The sequence below is a fragment of the Streptococcus parasanguinis genome (assembly GCF_016648855.1).
Taxonomy (GTDB): Bacteria; Bacillota; Bacilli; order Lactobacillales; family Streptococcaceae; genus Streptococcus; species Streptococcus parasanguinis_L.
On sequence record NZ_JACLQU010000016.1, the window covers coordinates 35,069 to 58,011 of the forward strand.

A 22,943-nucleotide genomic window follows, 5' to 3' on the forward strand; every position below is an offset into this window, starting at 1 on the left:
GTCAAGGGTGTTACAATTTTATTTGTATCATGGAATCATGAAATATGAAAAAGGAGATCCTATAAATGAAGGATATTTTCAATAGACGCCAACGCTTTTCTTTACGAAAATATAGCATTGGGGTTTGTTCTGTTCTCTTAGGAACAGCTCTTTTCGCTGCAGGTGCCAATACGGCTTCTGCGGAGGAAACAACTGCCCCTTCAGGTGCATCGACGTCGGCTTCGACGGAGTCTGCATCTGATAGCACAGTAGGAGCTGAAACAGCTCCCTCTTCTACTGCAGCATCTTATAATGCTAAAGTAACAAATGTCGATCAAGCAAATACAGGTGCTGCGCAGGAAGTCAAAGAGCAATCTGAGGCTACTAAAGCAGCAGCTAAAGCTGAGGAAGCTGCAAAACTGGCTCCGAAAGCTGAAGAAACTGTAAAACCAGCTAAAACTGAAGAAGCTTCAAAACCGCTAAACGTTGGTTCATTGCCAGAAATCGCTCTACCAGTTACAAATAAGGCAGAGTTAAGTGCTAAACCAGCTTCTACAACAGCACCAACTACAGCATCACCAACTTCAACTCGTGCTGCAGCTAGTGAAAACTCAGAATCAGTGGCTACCAGTGAAGCGGCTACAGCTGAAACTCCAGTAACTCTCAATGCTACAGTGAAGCCAACCTCACTTCGTGGTACTGACGCTCCTACAGCAGAGCGCGCAGCTGCTGAAGATCGTAGTGCATCACTTGATCGCGCCGCAACTGATTTGGCTAATGGCGGGGCTTTGGCGACAACTCGTAGCCGTCGTGGACGTCGTGCTGTTACAGACCACAATAACGAGCCGGTTGCTGTAGCAACTTTCCTAAAAGACGGTGAAGTTGCTACACCTGAAATGACGGATCCAAACGGTGCAACTGTTTCATCTCAACCTGTACCATCTGGTTACTCTGCTAAAGAAGGCGATGTCTATACTTATAGTATCGTAGACCTCACTCGCTTTAATGAACGTTACAATACAAACTACTACACACGTGCTTACAAGGGATTTAATGATTCTACTGATACTACTGTAGAATTAATTGATAAAAATACAGGTAATGTAGTAGAAACTAGAAAAATTACTGCATCTAGTGGTATTCAAAAATTCACTACTACTGCTACTGCATCTAGAGGAGAATTAACTTGGCAAGTTGATTACGATCCAGGTACAGGAACTGGTCCTGGTAAAACGGACCAACCATTTATTCAATATGGTTATGAAGTTGGGGCAAGTATCCAAGCTTTGGTAGCTCCTGGACATAACCTTACTACTGAAGAACAAAAATTATACGATGCTGTTTATGCAGCTCGTACATCAACAGATATTATCAACGTTGTAGAACCAGCTTATAACGGTCGTACAATTACAGATACCAATGCCAAGATTCCGCTATCAGTTAATAAAACAACTTACTATAAAGTAGTTGATAAAAACAACCCTACTTTCAACGCCAATAAAACGGACGTAACGGTTCAAGACTATAAAGAAAATGGCAATGAAGTAAACTTGGCTTCATACACTCTTAAAGCTATGGAAGGTCAAAACTTCACAGCATCTGGAGAGCGTCAATTTGATGGTTACAAATTGTATCAAGCAGCTGATGCAAATGATCAATCAGGTTATGTAAGTCGCCCTTACAAAGTTGGGACTAAATTCATGGACGCGGAGCGTGCAGGAATTAAACGGATTAAAGAAATCGTAGGGGAAGATGGAACTGTAGTTGTTCGCGTTTACTTACTAGATCCAAAACAACAAAGCAAACGTTCTGATGGTACATTGAGCACTGATGGCTATATGTTGCTAGCAGAAACCAAACCAATTAAACCAGGTGATTACAACAAACAAGAATTAGCTGTTAAGAAATCACCTCTTAACACCATTCCTTTCACAGATAGCAAAGGTGTAACCTATGCAAATGGTAAGGAAGTTCCATTTGACTTCCAAAAAGCTGCTGGATATACACCATATAAAACGGTATTCGTACCATTCTTAGGGGATAACATCGGTCACCTTTCTCCAAACGAACAATTGGTTCGTGGAGTAAATGGTATCGGTACAAACGTTGACTTGCTCAACTCATTGACACCGTACAAACAACCAATCTATTACTATGTCAAACAAGAACCTGTAACAGTAACTCCAGAAGTTGAAAAACAACTGGAAGGACGTGTACTTGTTGATGGTGAATTTAGCTTCAAGATTGAAAAAGATCAAGAAAATAAATCACTTCCAGGATATGAAGAAACTGTTACGAACAAAAACGGTAAAGCAACATTTAGCAAATTAAACTTCAATAAAGTTGGTACTTACACTTACACAATTACTGAGGTTAAAGGATCAGATACAAACGTCGATTACGATGGTATGACAGTTAAGATGACTGTTACTGTAACTGAAAACTCTAAAGGTGATTTGCAAGCTGCAGTTAAATACAGTGGTACTGGTGGATTTGCCTCAAGCGCAGATGATAAAGTCTTCAACAACTACGTTGTAGCTCCAGTTAAGACCAAGTTTGACTTCAGCAAGGCTCTTGCAGGTCGTGAGTTGAAAGAAGGCGAATTCAGCTTTGTATTGAAAGATTCAGATGGTAAGACCCTTCAAACTAAGACCAATACTAAGGCAGGTGTTGTAGCCTTTGATGATTTGACTTTTGACAATACACAAGTTGGTAAGCACAAGTACACTGTAGAAGAAGTTATCCCAGAAAATAAAGAAACTGGTATGACTTACGATACAATGAAGGCGGAAGTAACAATCACTGTTACGAAAGAAGGTCATGTTCTTAAAGCAACAAACACACTTCCTGCAGATACAGAGTTCAACAATACCTTCACACCTGTTGCTACACAAGCTCAATTCAAGTTCACTAAGAAATTGGAAGGGAAAGAGCTCACGAAGGATGCCTTCACATTTGAATTGCTTGAAAATGGTAATGTCATCCAAACGAAGAAAAATGCGGCTGATGGAACCATCCAATTTGACGCGATCTCTTACGATAAAGAAGGTTCTCACACTTATACTGTACGTGAAATAGCTGGAACAGATACAAACATCGACTACGATGATATGAATGCAGTCGTAAAAGTTAACGTTACGAAAGATGCTGCATCTGGTGTCTTGACTGCTAAGGTGACTATGCCTGAAGATACAGAGTTTAACAACTTTGCAGTAGCTCCAGTTAAGACTCGTTTCGACTTCAGCAAAGCCCTTGCAGGCCGTGAGTTGAAAGAAGGCGAATTTACATTTGTATTGAAAGATGCAAATGGTAAGACTCTTCAAACCAAGACCAATACTAAACAAGGTGTTGTAGCCTTTGATAATTTGACCTTTGACAATACACAAGTAGGTGTTCACAAGTATACTGTAGAAGAAGTCCAAGGTTCTGAAGCAGGAATGACTTACGACCCAATGAAAGCTGAAGTAACAATTACTGTTACGAAAGAAGGTCACGTTCTTAAAGCAACAAATGCTCTTCCTGCAGATACAGAGTTCAACAATACCTTCACACCTGCTGCAACTCAAGCTCAATTCAAGTTCACTAAACGTCTTGAAGGGAAAGAGCTTACAAAGGATGCCTTCACATTCGAATTGCTTGAAAATGGCAATGTGATCCAAACCAAGAAAAATGCAGCAGATGGATCTATCACATTTGATGCGATTGAATACAACGCTGTAGGTGAACACACTTACACTGTACGTGAAGTAGCTGGCGCAGATACAAACATCGACTACGATTCAATGAATGCAGTCGTAACTGTTAATGTAACCAAAAATGCAGCTACAGGTATCTTGAGCGCAGCTGTTACAATGCCAGAAGACACTGAGTTTAACAACTATGTGGTTTCTCCAGTTGTAACGAAATTTGACTTCACTAAGAAGTTGGCTGGCCGTAAATTGGCTGCAGGCGAATTCAGCTTCGTATTGAAAGATGCTGCTGGTAACAAAGTTGAAACAGTGAAAAATGATGCTGACGGTAACGTAACCTTCTCAGAATTGTCATTCGACAATACGAAAGTTGGTACTCATACGTATACAGTAGAAGAAGTGATTCCTGAAAACAAAGAATTCGGAATGACTTACGATCAAATGAAGGCGACTGTTACTGTTGAAGTTGCCAAGAACGGTCACTCATTGACAACTGTTACAAACGTTACCTCAACTGGTGGTAAAGATGCCAACGGTAAGGCTACTGATGGTACTGCAGATAAAGAATTCAACAACAAAGTTACTCCTCCAGAAACTCCAGAATTCCAACCAGAAAAATTTGTCGTTTCTAAAGAGAAATATGACATCACTGGTAACAAGTTGATGGATGACGACGATGAGTTGACAAATGAATACACTGAAACAAATGCGGATCCATATGTAGACAAGACAAACAACAACGAACCAGAAAACTTGAATACCAAGACAGTTAAACGTGGTTCTAAATTGGTTTACCAAGTATGGCTTGATACGACTAAATTCACTGAAGCGAACAACATCCAATACGTTGGTGTATCTGATACATACGACGCTGATAAATTGGACGTTAATGCAGCTGACATCAAAGCATATGATTCAGTAACTGGTGCAGAAGTAACCAATAAATTCGACATCAAAGTTGAAAATGGTACGATCACTGCAACTTCTAAAGACGAATTTATCAAAGATAAAGTAAACGCTCCTGTTATCGACACAACTAAGTTCGAGTTTGGACGTTACTATAAATTTGATATTCCAGCAACTGTGAAAGAATCTGTTAAAGCTGGTGCTGATATTGAAAATACAGCCAACCAAACAGTTCACGTTTACAACCCAGTAAGCAAGACAGTTGAAAAACCTGAAAAACCAACACAAAAACGTGTCAACAGCGTTCCAGTTCCAGTGGAAATGAACTTCACGAAACGTTTGGAAGGTCGTGAACTTCAAGCCAAGGAATTCGAATTCGTATTGAAGAAAGACGGCGTTGAAGTTGAACGCGTGAAGAATGACGCTGCTGGTAAGATTGTCTTCAAGACCCTTGAATTCGGTCGCGATGATCTTGGTAAGACTTACAACTACACAGTAGAAGAAACTCCTGGTACAGATGCAACTGTCAAATATGACACAATGGTTGCTACTGTTAAAGTTGTGGTTTCACACGACGGTACAGCCAAAGCAATCGTTGCTAACGTAACAGATGCAGCTGATAAAGAGTTCAACAACCGTGTAACACCTCCAGAAGAACCTAAGTTCCAACCAGAGAAATACGTTGTTTCTAAAGAGAAATACGATATCACTGGTGACAAGCTTGTTGACGATGATAGAGAGTTGGCAGACAAGTACGCAGATACAAATGCGAACCCATATGCAGACGATGCATCAAACAACGAAGCAGAAAACTTGAATACTAAGACTGTTGAACGTGGTTCTAAATTGGTTTACCAAGTATGGTTGGATACAACTAAATTTGACGCAGCTAACAAGGACAACATCCAAACAGTAGGTATTTCAGATAACTATGATGAAGCTAAATTAAATCTTAATGCGGCTGACATTAAAGCTTACGACTCTGTAACAGGCGCAGAAGTAACAGATAAATTCGATATCGCTGTCAACAACGGTGTGATCACTGCTAACTTGAAAGCTGGCTTCACGAAGTCACTTGGCGATGCAGAAAACACACAAGTTATCGACACAACTAAATTCGAATTCGGACGTTACTACAAATTCGATATTCCAACAACAGTGAAAGACGATGTTGTAGCTGGTGCAGATATCGAAAATACTGCAGCTCAAGTTGTTAACTACTACAACCCAACGACTAAGAAAGTTGAAAAACCTGAAAAACCAACTGAAAAACGTGTCAACAATGTTCCAATCTCAGTAGAATTTAACTTCACTAAGAAATTGGAAGGTCGTGCTCTTAAAGCTAACGAATTCACATTCGAGTTGAAAGATAGCGACAATGTTGTGATTGCGACTGCAACCAACGATGCAGCTGGTAACTTCAAGTTCACTCCAGTTGATTACACAAATAAAGCTGGTAAAACTGTCACTGCCCTTAAATACCAGAAGGGTCAAGAAGGTACTTACACTTACACTGTAACAGAGGTTAAGGGTACAGACTCAACTGTCACTTATGATGAAATGTCTGCAGTTGTAACCGTTACTGTGTCTCATGACGGTACAGCCAAAGCCTTGATCACAAACGTGACAGAACCTGCCGATAAAGAATTCAACAACAAGGTAACTCCTCCGGAAGAACCTAAGTTCCAACCAGAGAAATACGTTGTTTCTAAAGCGAAATTCGATATTACAGGTACTAAGCTCGTTGATGACGATTCTGAATTGACAGATAAATATGGTGAAACAAATACAAACCCATATGTCGATACAACTGCCAACAACGAAGATGAAAACTTGAATACGAAACCAGTTGAACGTGGCCAAAAACTTTACTACCAAGTATGGTTGGATACAACTAAATTCTCAGCAACTAACAAAGAAAATATCCAAACAGTAGGAATCACAGATAACTACGACAAGGATAAATTGACTGTTAATGCTTCAGATATCAAGGTTTATGATTCAGTTACTGGTGCAGACGTTACGACGAAATTCGATATCTCTGATAACAATGGTATTCTGACAGCGAACCTGAAAGATGGCTTCACGAAGTCACTTGGCGACGCTGAAAATACTCAAATCATTGATACTACTAAGTTCGAATTTGGACGCTACTATAAATTTGATATCCCAGCAACAGTGAAAGACGATGTTGTAGCTGGTGCAGATATCGAAAACAAGGCAGCACAAGTCGTTAACTACTACAACCCAGTAAGCAAGACTGTTGAAAAACCAAACAAACCAACTGAAAAACGTGTCAACAGTGTTCCAATCTCAGTAGAATTCAACTTCACTAAGAAATTGGAAGGTCGTGAACTTAAAGCTGGCGAATTCACATTCGAGTTGAAAGACAGCGACAATGTTGTGATTGCAACTGCAACCAACGATGCAGCTGGTAAGATCAAGTTTGCTCCAGTAGATTACACCAATAAAGCTGGTGAAACTGTCACTGCCCTTAAATACCAGAAGGGTCAAGAGGGTACTTACAAGTACACAGTAGAAGAGGTTAAAGGAACAGACGCAACCGTAACTTATGACACAATGAAAGCTGTTGTAACAGTTGAAGTTCGTCATGATGGTACAGCCAAAGCCTTGATCACAAACGTGACAGAACCAGCTGATAAAGAATTTAATAACACAGTTCGTCCTCCAGAAGAACCTAAGTTCCAACCAGAGAAATACGTTGTTTCTAAAGAGAAATTCGATATCACAGGCGACAAGCTCGTTGATGATGACAAAGAGTTGACAGACAAGTACGCAGATACCAATGCGGACCCATATGCGGACGATGCATCAAACAACGAAAAAGAAAACTTGAACACTAAGACTGTGAACCGTGGCGACAAGTTGGTTTACCAAGTATGGTTGGATACAACTAAATTTGACGCAAACAACAAGGACAACATCCAATCAGTAGGAATCTCAGATGACTACGATGAAGCTAAATTGGAACTTGATTCTACTAAGATCAAAGCTTACGACTCAGTAACAGGTGCAGAAGTAACAGATAAATTCGATATCACTGTGAACAACGGTGTGATCACTGCAACCCTTAAAGATGGCTTCACTAAGTCGCTTGGCGATGCGGAAAACACACAAGTCATTGACACAACTAAATTCGAATTCGGACGTTACTACAAGTTCGACATCCCAACAACAGTGAAAGCTGATGTACCTGGTGGTGTAGACATCGAAAATACTGCGGCTCAAGTAGTTAACTACTACAACCCAACTACTAAGAAAGTTGAAAAACCAAGCAAACCAACTGAAAAACGTGTAAACAACGTTCCAGTTGAAGTGGAATTCAACTTCACTAAACGTTTGGAAGGCCGTGAACTTAAAGCCAATGAATTCAGCTTCGTTCTTAAAGATTCAACTGGTAAAGAAGTTGAGACTGTAAGCAATGATGCTTCTGGTAACGTTAAGTTCAAAGCTCTTGAATTCAAGAAGGGTGACGAAGGTGTTCACAAGTACACAGTAGAAGAAGTTAAAGGAAGCGACGCAACCGTTACATACGACACAATGAAAGCGAATGTAACAGTCACAGTGAAACACGATGGTACAGCTAAAGTACTTATCGCGACTGTAGGCGACATTGCGGATAAAGAATTTAACAACCGTGTGACTCCTCCAGAAGAACCTAAGTTCCAACCAGAGAAATACGTATTAAATACAGCGAAATTCTCTATCACTGATAACAAGCTTCTTGATGATGATGCTGAGTTGACTGATAAATATGGTGAAACAAATACTGATCCATATGTAGACAAAACAGACAACAACGAAGCAGAAAACATCAATACTAAGTCTGTTAAACGCGGCGAAAAGATCTACTACCAAGTATGGTTGGATACAACTAAATTCGACGCAGCTAACAAAGACAACGTTCAAACTGTAGGAGTTACAGATAACTTTGACGAAACTAAGGTTGATGTTGATGGTTCAGCAATCAAAGCTTACGATTCAGTAACTGGAGCTGATGTAACAGATAAATTTGATATTGCTGTGAACAACGGTGTGATGACTGCAACTCTTAAAGATGGCTTCACTAAGTCACTTGGCGATGCGGAAAACACTCAAATCATTGATACAACTAAATTCGAATTCGGACGTTACTACAAGTTTGATATTCCAGCAACTGTTAAGAACGATGTTCCTGGTGGTGCAGACATCGAAAATACTGCGGCTCAAGTCGTTAACTACTACAACCCAGTAAGCAAGACTGTTGAAAAACCAAACAAACCAACTGAAAAACGTGTAAACAATGTTCCAGTTGAAGTGGAATTCAACTTCACTAAACGTTTGGAAGGCCGTGAGCTTAAAGAAAACGAATTTAGCTTCGTTCTTAAAGATTCAGAAGGTAAGACTCTTGAAACTGTAAGCAATGATGCGGCTGGTAACGTTAAGTTCTCTAAACTTGAGTTCAAGAAAGGTCAAGAAGGCGTACACAACTACACAGTAGAAGAAGTTAAAGGAAGCGACGCAACCGTTACATACGACACAATGAAAGCGAATGTAACAGTTACAGTGAAACACGATGGAACAGCTAAAGTTCTGATCGCGACTGTTGGCGAAATTGCGGACAAAGAATTTAACAACCGTGTAACTCCTCCAGAAGAACCTAAGTTCCAACCAGAGAAATATGTTGTTTCTAAAGAGAAATACGATATCACAGGCGACAAGCTCGTTGATGATGATAAAGAGTTGGCAGACAAGTACGCAGATACCAGTGCGGACCCATATGCGGACGATGCATCAAACAACGAAAAAGAAAACTTGAACACCAAGACTGTGAAACGTGGCGATAAGTTGGTTTATCAAGTATGGTTGGATACAACTAAATTTGACGCAAACAACAAGGACAACATCCAATCAGTAGGAATCTCAGATGACTACGATGAAGCTAAATTGGAACTTGATTCTACTAAGATCAAAGCTTACGACTCAGTAACAGGTGCAGAAGTAACAGATAAATTCGATATCACTGTGAACAACGGTGTGATCACTGCAACCCTTAAAGATGGCTTCACTAAGTCGCTTGGCGATGCGGAAAACACACAAGTCATTGACACAACTAAATTCGAATTCGGACGTTACTACAAGTTCGACATCCCAACAACAGTGAAAGCTGATGTACCTGGTGGTGTAGACATCGAAAACACTGCGGCTCAAGTAGTAAACTACTACAACCCAACAACTAAGAAAGTTGAAAAACCAAGCAAACCAACTGAAAAACGTGTCAACAACGTTCCAGTTGAAGTGGAATTCAACTTCACGAAACGCTTGGAAGGCCGTGAGCTTAAAGCTAACGAATTCAGCTTCGTTCTTAAAGATTCAGAAGGTAATACTCTTGAAACTGTGAAGAACGATGCATCTGGTAACGTTAAGTTCTCAGCTCTTGAATTCAAGAAAGGTCAAGAAGGCGTACACAACTACACAGTAGAAGAAGTTAAAGGATCTGACGCAACCGTTACATACGACACTATGAAAGCGAATGTAACAGTCACAGTTTCACACGACGGAACAGCTAAGATTCTCGTAGCGACTGTAGGCAAAATTGCGGATAAAGAATTTAACAACCGTGTAACACCTCCTGAAACTCCAGAATTCAATCCAGAAAAATATGTTCTAAACGAAAAAGAATTTGATTTGACTGGAACTTCATTATTAGATGATGATAAAGAGTTGGCAGACAAGTACGCAGATACCAATGAGAACCCATATGCGGACGATGCATCTAATAACGAAAAAGCGAATATCAATACTAAATCAGTTAAACCAGGTCAAAAACTTGTTTACCAAGTATGGTTGGATACAACTAAATTTGATGCAAACAACAAAGACCATATCCAATCAGTAGGAATCTCAGATGACTACGATGAAGCTAAAGTTGATGTTGATGGTTCAGCAATCAAAGCTTATGATGGTAAGACTGGTGCGGATGTAACAGCTAAATTCGATATCACTGTGAACAACGGTGTGATCACTGCAACCCTTAAAGATGGCTTCACTAAGTCACTTGGCGATGCAGAAAACACACAAGTGATCGACACAACTAAATTCGAATTCGGACGTTACTACAAGTTTGATATCCCAGCTACAGTGAAAGCTGACGTTGCAGGTGGAGTTGACATCGAAAACACTGCTGCTCAAGTAGTCAACTACTACAACCCAACTACTAAGAAAGTTGAAAAACCTGAAAAACCAACTGAAAAACGTGTCAACAGCGTGCCAGTTGAAGTGGAATTCAACTTTACTAAACGTATGGAAGGTCGTGAGCTTAAAGCCAATGAATTCAGCTTCGTTCTTAAAGATTCAGAAGGTAAGACTCTTGAAACTGTGAAGAACGATAAAGATGGTAACGTTAAGTTCTCTAAACTTGAGTTCAAGAAAGGTCAAGAAGGCGTACACAACTACACAGTAGAAGAAGTTAAAGGATCTGACGCAACCGTTACATACGACACCATGAAAGCGAATGTAACAGTCACAGTTTCACACGACGGAAAAGCTAAAGTTCTGATCGCGAAAGTTGGCGACATTGCGGATAAAGAATTTAACAACAAGGTGACTCCTCCAGAAACTCCAGAGTTCAACCCAGAGAAATACATCTTGAACGCTGAGAAATTCGACCTTACTGGTAAATCACTTCTTGATGATGATAAAGAATTGGCAGACAAGGTTGCGGAAACAAACGCAAATCCTTACGCTGATAAGGCTGACAATAATGAAGCAGCAAACATCAATACTAAGACAGTGAAACGTGGTGATAAGGTTGTTTACCAAGTATGGTTGGATACAACGAAATTCACTGAAGCGCACAACATCCAATCTGTTGGTGTTACTGATGACTACGAAGAAGACAAGCTTGACATCAATGTTGCAAACATCAAAGCTTACGACTCTGTAACAGGCGAAGATGTAACAGCTAAATTTGATATCAAGGTTGAAAACGGTGTGATCTCTGCAACTTCTAAAGCGGACTTGACTAAGTCACTTGGAGACGCAGAAAATACTCCAGTGATCGACACAACTAAGTTTGCGTTTGGACGTTACTACAAGTTCGACATCCCAGCAACAGTGAAAGATACTGTTAAGGGTGGTGCAGATATTGAAAACACTGCAGCTCAAATCGTTCACCAATACGATCCAACAAGCAAGACAGTGAAGAAACCAAACAAACCAACTGAAAAACGTGTTGTGAACATCCCTGTTTCAGTAGAATTCAACTTCACGAAACGTTTGGAAGGCCGTGAGCTTAAAGCTAACGAATTCAGCTTTGTACTTAAAGATTCAACAGGTAAAGTTGTTGAAACAGTTAAGAACGATGCATCTGGTAACGTTAAGTTCTCAGCTCTTGAATTCAAGAAAGGTCAAGAAGGAACTTACAACTACACTGTAGAAGAAGTCAAAGGAACTGATACAACCGTTACTTATGACACGATGAAAGCAGTTGTAACAGTTGAAGTTTCTCATGATGGAACAGCGAAAGCTCTCCTTACTAAGGTAACGGATCCATCAGACAAAGAATTCAATAACACTGTTCGCCCACCTGAAACTCCAGAATTCAACCCAGAGAAATACATCTTGAACGAATCTAAATTCGATCTTACAGGTGTGAAACTTCTCGACGATGATGACGAGTTGAAGAATAAAGTTGCGGACACAAATGCAAATCCTTACGTTGATAAGACTGATAACAACGAAGCTCAAAATATCAATACGAAGACACTCAAGAAAGGTGATAAAGTATACTACCAAGTATGGTTGGATACAACTAAATTCACTGAAGCACACAATATTCAATCTGTTGGTGTTACAGATAAATATGACAGTGCAAACTTGACTGTCAACGGAGCTGATATTAAGGCATACGACTCTGTAACAGGAGAAGATGTAACAGCTAAGTTTGATATCAAGGTTGAAAACGGTGTGATTACTGCAACATCTAAAGCAGACTTGACTAAGTCACTTGGAGACGCAGAAAATACACAAGTTATCGACACAACTAAGTTGGCCTTTGGACGTTACTACAAGTTTGAAATTCCTGCAGAAATTAAACAATCTGCTCAAGATGGTGTGGACATTGAAAATACAGCTTCACAAATCGTACACCAATACGATCCAACTAAGAAGACTGTAGAAAAACCAGAAAAACCAACTGAAAAACGTGTAGTCAACATTCCAGTTAAGGTTCAATTCCAATTCACTAAGAAATTGGAAGGTCGTGCATTGAAGGCTGGTGAATTCAGTTTCGTTCTTAAGGACGAAAAAGGAAATGTGATCGAAACCGTAACCAATGATGCGGCTGGTAAGATCACCTTCTCAAATCTTGAATTCAAACGTGGTGAAGAAGGAACTCATCTCTACCATGTAGAAGAAATCCGTGGCACAGATTCTAGCATCGAATACGATAAGATGGTTGCCACTGTGGGTATTATGATTAACAAAGACGGTAAAGTATTGACGGCTATTACTCAGTTGCCAGAAGATACAGAGTTTAACAACACTGTTATTCCGCCAACAACACCGCCAACAACACCGCCAAATACACCACCAACAACACCACCAACAACACCGCCAACGCCACCAACACCTACAACTCCTCCAGCTCCAGCACTTCCTGAAACTGGTGAAGAACAATCAGCATCTGCTGCATTGTTAGGTGCTGCACTTGGTATGGTTGGCCTTGCGGGACTTGCAAAACGCAAAAAACGCGAAGACTAAAATTGAGGTGACATCAGCAAACTTGTTGATGAGGTGACAATTTTAGATCCAACAGGAAGAGGCTTTGCTCGAAAGAGCAAGGCCTCTTTGTTTGTTGTTAAAAGCTTAGAAAAAATTGCCTATATATTATGAAATGTTTCAGAAATTATTCGATTAGTCATTTCATTCGGTTACTAGTTTCAGTAAAATTCCATTGACTTGAAGTGGAGAAAACAGTATACTAGAAAAGCAATTTGATCTTTCAAACTGCCGGCAACAAGGGGAATGAATCCACTTTGAATTGGAATACAGTAGGGTTTGGAGTGGTAGTACTTCACACCCTTATTGTCGTCAGTCACCCTCATAAACGGGACATAGACTCCGAATGAGTTGTATAAATATAAAAAACTTCCTTGGAACAGAATTCCATAGGAAGTTTCTTTTTGTTTTAGAGCTACTCTTGTTTCTTTTTGTAAGAGATAAGACTGGCCAAACCTGCTAAGAGGCCAAGTCCAAGTAGGGCTAGCAGAGAGGCTTCTTCACCTGTTGCAGGTAGGTGAGTTCCTTCTTGAGGGGTGTTAGGAACAACTTCAGGGAGTTCCTCTTTTTGGCTTGTTGTTTCAAGAGGTTTCTCCTCTTCTTTGTTAGAGAGAAGTGGTGATCCCTTTTCTTCATGAGCATCAGTCGTGTTTGCTTTTGTCACGGAAGGAAGAGGGCTAACTGTTTCTTCTTTTTCTGTTTCTGGGGATGATTGTGGAGTAGGGATTTCTTTGACCTTGTAGGCAAAGATCAAGATGGTTGTTCCCACTTCTACGTTCCCAGTTTGTTCAGCTGCACCGATCCGTTCATAGATGTGGCCGTCGTAGGAGATCTCATCTGGTGCGCTAGCGACGTAATGAGTTCCATTGTCCACATTTGTTGCAACAGCAAGCTCTGGTTGCAATTCAGTGTTAGTATCTTGGATGACAAATCGCGCGATGACCGTTCCCGTAGCTAACTTGTAATCATAGATGACAGTTTTCGTTCCCTTAGTGACTGTGCCACTTGGATCAGCAGAATCAGCACGGTGTCCAACTAGATGGTAGATACGACCATCTTTTGTGATTTCTGTTGGGGCCTCACTGGTGTACTTGGTGCCGAAATCTACCTCTGTAGCGAGGTTTTGCGCCTCTCGCAGATCAGTGTCACCTCCCTCAGTGAGGAATCGTACTCTGACCGATCCTTTGGCGATAGCATAGGAAATAGCGGTATCAGCTGTTGGAGACTCAGGGCTTGGAAGAAGATAGCCTTTGGTTTCGTCAAGTGGATCCACAAGGTTTAAGACTTGTCCACGAGCATCTTTTGGCTCTAATCCCTCTACGTAAGGAAGGATAGCAGTAGGAGATGCGATGGCAGTAGGATTTGTGGGATCATTTAGATAAGTGATCTCTTTTTGAGCATGGGCTGGTTCTTTACCAGTAGCATAGCTGATCCTATAGGCACCGACTGGGCGATAGATGACCGTATCTGTGATGTCTGCTGCATCAGCATGAATGCCAGTATGTTCTCCTGCTTTTGTCAGATCAGAAGAGGTGGCATCAGTCGATTCTTCTGCTACGACAACAAAGCCTTTTTTGACGGGATTTTCAAGAGCTGCAAAGCTTGTGCCGTCTTGGCCCGTCCAGTCTTCAAGACTTGTCTCGCCTGTCACCAAATTGATGGTACCTTTGCGAGTGAAATGAAGGCTGTCAGTTTGGTCAGCTATTCCTGCAGACTGGCGGTTAGATCCATCGTTGTCCTCTGTTACATAGATCACTGTACGGGTCACTGTTTCAGATAAATGATCCAGATCAGCCGTTGTTTGACCAGCTGGAGCTAGAGGAGTTGGATAGACACGACCTTCGCTATCTCCTGGAACAACTTGACCGGCTTGGATGAGCTGTGTTGCAGAAAATTCCACAATTTTTGGTGCCAAGCGGACAATAAACTCTTGAACCCCATCTTCATTGGTGTTGGTAGCGTCGCGGTCAAAGTTTGGTTGTCCGTCTGCATCGAAACCATTTTCTACTAGTTCATAGCCTTTCTTCAAATAGTTGTCAATGGTTTCTTTTGTAGAGTAGTTGATCTTTTCACCTGTATGACCAACCAAGTCACTGGAACGCTCAAGCTCAACTCCGTTTTCGTCTTGATAAAGAACATGAGCGGCTTCATTGAGTTTGACGTAGAGCATATCCCATACATCTAGACTAGGAACATCGATAGCAGCCATCCATTGGCCAGCCCCTCCGTCATAATAAACATTTGCGTTTGTTTCCCGAAGGTTGATGTTGTATTTTCCTTCAACAGCATCAGGTGTTGCCCAGTAAATGCTGGCGTGTTCAGCCTGGTCTTTTGTGATTTTTCCGAGTGGAACAAAAGCTTGAATATTTGTCAATTTTTCGGTTGTATTCACAGCGCTGTTCCATTTATTTTCAGTGATGCCGACCAAATTGATCAAGTGAGCAATCCGATCACCTGTCTTGGTTTCTTTTGTAATGGTATAAACGGTTCCAGGTTGAACCCCGTCAGCATTATCCAGGTTGGATCCGATGAAGTTGCCGTTTACCAGTACATTTGTATTGTCTACAATCCGATGAGTATCATGTGCCAAGGTGTCGCGCCCGCGGAGAAGTTCTTGATAAGCAACGATGAATTCTTGGTAGTTGAATTCTGCATTGGCAAAATCAGCATTGACTGGTAGGTTTTGATTGAGATACCATTCTGCTTGGATCACCCCAAAACCTTTAGCATCTTGAGAAGTATTGAGGGCTGCAGTCGTCATATGGTAGCCACCGCTTGCTGCGATGATGGCATCTGTCAGCAATTCGTTGTCTTTGCTGAGGGTTGATGCATTTTTACCACGATGGGTATAGGCTGCGATGATAGGAGATTTCCCCTTGTATAAATCACGCATCCGTTCGGTGAGACGCGTCAAGGCTTGGTAGGTAGAGTCATAGGCAATGCTATCTCCCCAAACTTCCGCATAAGGTGCAGAGACATTGGTCTTTCCTAGTCGATCAGCATCTCCAGTAGAGATATCGTTGATCATGAAGTCATAGCCTTCTTTTTTGAGGGCCTCTGTTGCAGCTGTGGCTAGTTCTGGATAGTGTTCGCTCAAAGAGAAGCCTTTTCCAGGTTCACTGACTTTTTCCACCCAGTTAGAGCCCATGGTATCCCCTTGCCATCCATCAAAATTCCCTTCTTTCATGGCTTTGGTCATGACTTCAATGATAAATTTTTGCCAATTTGGATCACCCGGATCGAGAAATTGTTGGATATCGGTTGCAGTGACATCACCCTTTTTACCAAAGTTGAAATGGTCTTGTAGATTGCGAACAATGGCACTTTTCACTTCATTTGGGACCCCTTCTTCTAGGGAAACTGCGTAAATCATGTTATAGAGCATGGCTTTGGCACCAGTTGTATGGACATGAGCCACCAGCTCTTTGACTGCTTCTGTATCGATGACAGGTAAGTAGGACTTGCGCTTGTCAGGATCTGTTTCGCTATTTGGAATCAAGAAAGTCGCCCAGTCTTGAGTGAAACGTTCAACATTTGCTGGGAATGGGTTGGCAGGTGTATTGTAAACGTCGTAGAAGAAGTAGTTGTTGATGTGCATATTGGCCAATTGGTCAATGCTATTCTTGTAGCCTTCTACCTGATCATTGGTGATGGAGTTGTGATTGTCTTTAGAGCCGGCAACCACCCCATAACGTGGGTAAATCGTCCAGTCATCTTCAACAGCAAGACCCGCTGCCTTATGAAAGGCTTGGGAGCCATCTGCTTTCTTACCAAGGACATCAACGATAAATCCAGCATTAGGTGAAAAGACTGTACTTGGAATTGTCAGTTCGCCGCCTTCAACGTTTTTCTTTTCATAAATGACCTGATCTAAATGAGAGACAGTGACATCAGATGAAACCACTTCAGGGTTGTTGATAGAGATGCGGACGTCTTCCCCACTTTTATAAGTCGCTTTATCAAAGGTGACGTCGTTGGTGATTTTTGGAGTATTATAAGTAGTTGCTGGAGTTGCACTGACCGGTTGAGTGGCAGTTACAGTTGCTGTTGATTCCGATGGAGAAGAAGTTGCTTCCGTCGTAGCAACTTCCTCACTAGTAGTGGTAGGAGCACTGGTGTTGGTTGCTACTGCTTGAGCGGTTGCTGGGATCTCAGAAGTCGGATTGGTGTTGACCTCGTCAGCCATGGCAACAGAGCTTACCATCAAGGCTCCAAAAAGGGTAATCATAGAGACCAATGCCTTGTTGCGCTTGCGAAAATAGCCGTGCCCTTTTTCAGAGACACTATTTTTTTGTTGATTCATTTTTTTCTCCCACATACTGTTTGTATAGTTTGCTGAGGCTGGGACAAAAGTCCTAGCCTCTTAATTATTTTTGGATTGTCGAGCAAGACGCAGTGGTTGAGTGGGCTCTACTAAGCTGATTTCATCAGCTTTTACAGCCCTACTCAACTGTGCGGAGGTGGGACGACGAAATCGAATTCTAACGAATTACCGATTTCTGTCCCACTCTCTATCGATGCCAATAAGTATACGACATTTCACTAGATAGTGTCAATTTAAGAACGAAAGTCTGTTTGAAAATTTTCATGGAAGTATTAGAAAATAGCCTTAAATAGGGGTTTTTGATTCATAAAAATGAAAAACTAAAAAACGTTTGACACAAAATTTCCCCGCATTTTAAAAATAGTACAAATTAGTGATAAAAACAAAACAAGGAGAAACGATTGCATAAGTTGTAAAGCCTATTAGTAAAAGAAATTCTGCAGTTTATTCTGTTTTTATTTCTGTAAATAAAGTTAAAAAAATTTTTTTAGAAAAATGAACCGGCAAAAATCAGATATCAAACGTTTGACATATATAGAAGAAAACTAAAAAGAAAACTTTTATAAACAAGGAGTTTTATCAAAAAAGAAGCAAAATTTAAATGGAGATGTGAAAAAATTAAAAAATAATATTGACACATAAGGGGGTAAGTGTTAATATCTCTTTGCAAAAATCGACACTAGCGTTTAAAGTGTTGATTTTTGTAAGGATAAATTTGAAAAAGAGGTTAGAAGGAATTATATGTCACTAATTAAAGATAGCAAGACTACCAAATATGCCTTGCGTAAAACGTCTGTCGCTTTTGGTTCTGTAGCAGTCGCTACGGTTCTTGCAGTAGCAGGTGCTGCATCTGTTTCTGCAGATGAAGTTGCTTCAGCTACTACAACAGTCACTTCAACAACGGCTACTCCAACAAGATCGACAACTGAGACTAAAGAAGTTGCTGTACCAGATTATTTGGAGACTGCGAAAACAGATGCAGCGACTACTGGACTTGAAGTTACAGAAACAGAAGCAAAGACCCAAGCAGATGAAAAAACCGCTGAGCAAGATTATGCGAAGCAAGCCATTGCTATGGATAAAACTGTAGCAGACTATAAGGCAGAAGTTGCAGCGAATCAAGCAACTTATGAGAAGGAAAAAGCAGTTGTAGATGCAAAAAATACAGTGGCTCAGGTAGCTTATGACAAGGAAGTTGAAACCTATAACAAAGAGCAAGCTGCGTACGAAAAAGCAGTGGCTGAAAATGCTGTAGCCCTAGCAGATAATCAGGCTGCAAAAGCGGCTTATGAAAAAGCCTTTGAAGAATACCAAACTGCTTTTAAAGCTTATATTGAGTCTGTTAAAGCCAAACAAGCCGTTGAGACAGAAAACAATTTAGCCCAAAAGGCTTACGATATCAAATTAGCCGACTACAAGGAGAAAAAGCGTCTCTATGATGAAGCGCAAGCAGCGTACTTGATTGATAATGAACTATACAAGAAGAAAAAAGCGCAATACGATGATGCTAAAGATGCCTTTAATAAGATGGTTGCAGAGCGTGGTGGAAACCCTGAGAAGTACAAACAAGATTTGACCTTCCTCCCAGAAGAGTTGGCAGATGGGGAAACAACGACGCTTTACCACCAAACAACAGGACTTACTACGTATTTGACAAAAGAAGGTCAATCTCGCTTGTATGGGGATGGTAAAGCTACCAAGATGTATGAAACCAAGAACCTACAAGATTCTGATTTGACAACAACGAACCCATATGCAGATAATGAAATCGAATGGGCAGTCGTCAAAGTTGGAGATAAGTTCGACGTAACCTACAAGGGTCTTCGCCAAGCTAATATCAAAGAAGGTCGTGATATCAAGCGTATCGCTAAAGTGGTCTACAAGTATGAAGTGAAAAGCTTGCCATCTAATGACGGTCGAGGAATCGTTCAAATTTACAATGATCCAGCGGTAACAATGACGATCGGAAGCTCAACTGACACAGACCAACCCGTCACAGTTGGTGTTGATGTTGAATTTTATGATGAAAATGATCAATTGATTAATTTAGCTAACCATAATGCCATTTTGGCTTTGAATTCCTTAAACCACTGGAATGGAGCTTCTTATGTTGAAAACGACAAACCTCGCGCCCTTCTTGTAGAAGCTAAAGATATCAATGGAAACACTGTTCGTGGAACTTGGGATCCTTATTCAGATGGTAGTACCCCTAGTCTTGATGGAGCAGATGTCGCTGTGAAGCGTGGCTATGCAAACTTCGGTAGCGCTCAAGTCTTTAATGATGCTGACAATCCATTGAAGATCGTTGGTCAAAAAGCAACTTGGGATGGGAATGGTTTCTCAGTCAGTGAAGAAACTGTCCTTGATGTGACGACAGTCAATGCTTCAGGTGGAGGAAATGGTCATTCTATCGGAACAGAAGACTATAAATTTGGGGATAATTCTGATATTGTCGGTACTTATTCAGTTGATGCGGGATCAGGGATTTTGACCTATACTCCACGGATGAAACACCAAAATACACCTCACGTAGAGTCTGTAAATATTGGAAATAAAGAATTTATTAAATTGCCAAATTCTAGTGTTGACCAAGATCCAATTACAAAAGAAGTATTTGCCAAGGAACAAAACCAGTATATGAACGAAGGTGCAACTTTTAATGCGGATCCTTCAAGTTCAACTAAGGGATGGGATGATCCAAAAAGTCCGTATCTCTACTATGGTGGTGGTGCAGTTATCTTGAAAGACGGCCATCTTGAGTTCACTGCTAAGGGAGCGAATGCTACGGATGAAGCAACCCTCTATTGGTTCTCAATCAATTCAAATGTTGCCTTTCCACAAGATCCAGGAGATGAACCGATGAAACCAACCGCTCCAACCGCCCCAACAGCCCCTGAAAAACCTGAAATCAAAGACGTTCCAGCTGAAAAGGAAGTTCCTGTTCCGCCAGCTTGTCCACTTTACAAGGTAGAACCAAAAGTTCCTGAACAACCAGTGAAGCCAACAGCTCCTGAATTGGAAAAGGATCCGGTGCTAAAAGAAACTGTAAAACCAACTGTAGAATGGCATAAAAATAATATTCTTGTTACAAAAGAAGAGCCGCAACCGGAACCACAGCCGGAGCCACAACCGGAACCACAACCACAACCAACACCAACACCTAAGCCAGAGCCTAAACCAACTATTGGCTACCATACACCTGCGCCAATGGTAGAGCAAAAGGTTGAAGAAAATTTGGTCTCAGATGTTGTGAAGGTGAAAGAAGTATTGCCACACACAGGTACAGACTCAGCAACCGCTCTTACCAGCCTTGGATTGCTTGGTGTGATCGCAACAGGCTTTGGTCTTGCTCGAAAGAAAAAAGAAGATTAAGATGTTCTTTTAATCCTTTAAAAAATATCACGATTAAAAACCAGAAGGCACATCCTTTTGGTTTTTTTTATGAAGCATGAAAAGGGAATTGATAACAATTTCCTATAGGTTCTCCTCCATATTTATGTTACAATTAAACTACTATTATCGAAGGGAGAAACTATGATTAATTCAATTGTTTCACAAGGTTTGATTTGGGCCATTTTAGGGTTAGGAATCTTTATGACGTTCCGAATTCTAGATTTTCCAGATATGACGACAGAAGGTTCTTTCCCGCTTGGAGGAGCGGTGGCGGTGACCTTGATTACCAAAGGGGTCAATCCACTCCTTGCGACGCTGGCTGCTATTGGAGCAGGGTGCTTGGCAGGACTTGCGACGGGTCTTCTCTACACAAAAGGAAGAATCCCGACACTCTTGTCAGGGATCCTCGTGATGACGTCTTGTAACTCGGTTATTCTCTTTGTCATGCAGCGGGCTAATTTGGGACTTCTGGGCTATAAAAAAATTCAGGAATTTCTTCCTTTTGCCAGTGGGTTCAATGAGATTCTGATTGGCTTGATTTTTGTAACGCTTGTGATCCTTGGTTTGATCTTCTTCTTGGATACACGCTTGGGTCAAGCCTATATTGCGACAGGGGACAATCCAGATATGGCCAAGAGCTTTGGGATCAACACTGATCGGATGGAGTTGATGGGCTTGGTTATTTCAAATGGGATTATTGCTCTTTCTGGTGCACTGATGGCTCAGCAAGAAGGCTATGCGGATGCTTCACGTGGGATTGGTGTCATCGTTATTGGGCTTGCTAGTCTCATTATTGGAGAGGTGCTCTTTTCAAATGTCACCTTGACAGAGCGCTTGCTCAGTATTGCAATCGGTTCAATCGCCTATCAATTTTTGATTTGGGCCGTGATTGCGCTTGGCATCAATACCAGCTATATCCGAATCTTCAGTGCCTTGATCTTGGCTATCTGCCTGATGATTCCAACCTTTAAGGGAAAAATCATGAAAGGAGCGAAACTCAGTAAATGACAGCAATTGTAGAATTAAAAAATGTCACCAAAGCCGTGAGCAATGGGATGAACGAAGAAAAAGTCATTCTGGATGATGTTTCCTTGGAAATTCGAGAGCATGATTTTATCACAATTTTGGGGGGGAATGGAGCTGGAAAATCAACCCTCTTTAATACCATTGCTGGGACGCTTCCGGTGAGCAGTGGGAAGATTTATATTTTGGGGGAAGATGTAACCAACTATTCTCCTGAAAAAAGAGCCAAGTACCTATCGCGGGTCTTTCAAGATCCTAAAATGGGGACGGCGCCTCGCATGACAGTAGCGGAAAACCTCTTGGTAGCGAAGTTTCGCGGAGAGAAACGTGGCTTGATTCCGCGTCACCTGGCCAGCTATAAAGAAGAGTTTCAAACAGTCCTTGCTAAGATCGGCAATGGCTTGGAAAATCATATCGACACAGCCGTTGAGTTTCTATCAGGTGGGCAACGACAAGCCTTGAGTCTGTTGATGGCGACACTGAAACGTCCAGAACTCTTGCTTTTAGATGAACACACTGCAGCCTTGGATCCGAAAACCAGCCAGGCTCTGATGACCTTGACGGATGAGTTTGTGAAACAAGATGCCCTCACAGCTCTTATGATCACCCACCATATGGAAGATGCTTTGAAATATGGAAATCGCTTGATTGTGATGAAAGACGGACACATCGTCCAAGATCTCAATCAAGAAGAAAAAGCCCAAATGACTATTGCAGATTACTATCAATTGTTTGAGAAAGAATAAGATACAAAGTCCGTAAAATGCAAAGTGAAAATAGAGAGTGGGACAGAAATCGGTAATTCGTTAGAATTCGATTTCGTCGTCCCACCTCCGCACAGTTGAGTA

Annotated in this window: 5 protein-coding genes; 4 read left to right on the plus strand and 1 reads right to left on the minus strand. The window is 41.2% G+C overall.

All coding sequences use genetic code 11. From position 1 onward, the window contains the following. The first annotated feature begins 65 nt into the window (after positions 1-65). On the plus strand, positions 66-13,337 hold the full coding sequence (locus H7T92_RS09360) for an SspB-related isopeptide-forming adhesin (protein ID WP_201037628.1): 13,272 nt from the start codon (positions 66-68) through the stop codon (positions 13,335-13,337). A gap of 433 nt (positions 13,338-13,770) precedes the next feature. Here the strand turns inward: H7T92_RS09360 and H7T92_RS09365 are convergent, their stop codons facing one another. After that, positions 13,771-17,658 carry a glycoside hydrolase family 66 protein gene (locus H7T92_RS09365; protein ID WP_201037629.1) on the minus strand — a complete coding sequence of 1,296 codons (3,888 nt, stop codon included), beginning with the start codon at positions 17,656-17,658 and terminating at the stop codon, positions 13,771-13,773. Between the two features lie 762 nt (positions 17,659-18,420). Here H7T92_RS09365 and H7T92_RS09370 point away from each other — a divergent pair. The 3 genes from H7T92_RS09370 (at position 18,421) to H7T92_RS09380 (ending at position 22,841) form a co-directional block, all read left to right on the plus strand. Continuing rightward, positions 18,421-21,051, plus strand: a complete 2,631-nt coding sequence (locus H7T92_RS09370; protein ID WP_201037630.1) for a GbpC/Spa domain-containing protein — start codon at positions 18,421-18,423, stop codon at positions 21,049-21,051. 162 nt (positions 21,052-21,213) lie between these two features. Next, positions 21,214-22,080 carry an ABC transporter permease gene (locus H7T92_RS09375; RefSeq protein ID WP_003008955.1) on the plus strand — a complete coding sequence of 289 codons (867 nt, stop codon included), beginning with the start codon at positions 21,214-21,216 and terminating at the stop codon, positions 22,078-22,080. After that, complete coding sequence (locus H7T92_RS09380) at positions 22,077-22,841, plus strand: ABC transporter ATP-binding protein (protein WP_031575699.1); 765 nt, start codon at positions 22,077-22,079, stop codon at positions 22,839-22,841. The genes H7T92_RS09375 and H7T92_RS09380 overlap by 4 nt, the downstream gene beginning before the upstream one ends. Positions 22,842-22,943: the final 102 nt, after the last annotated feature.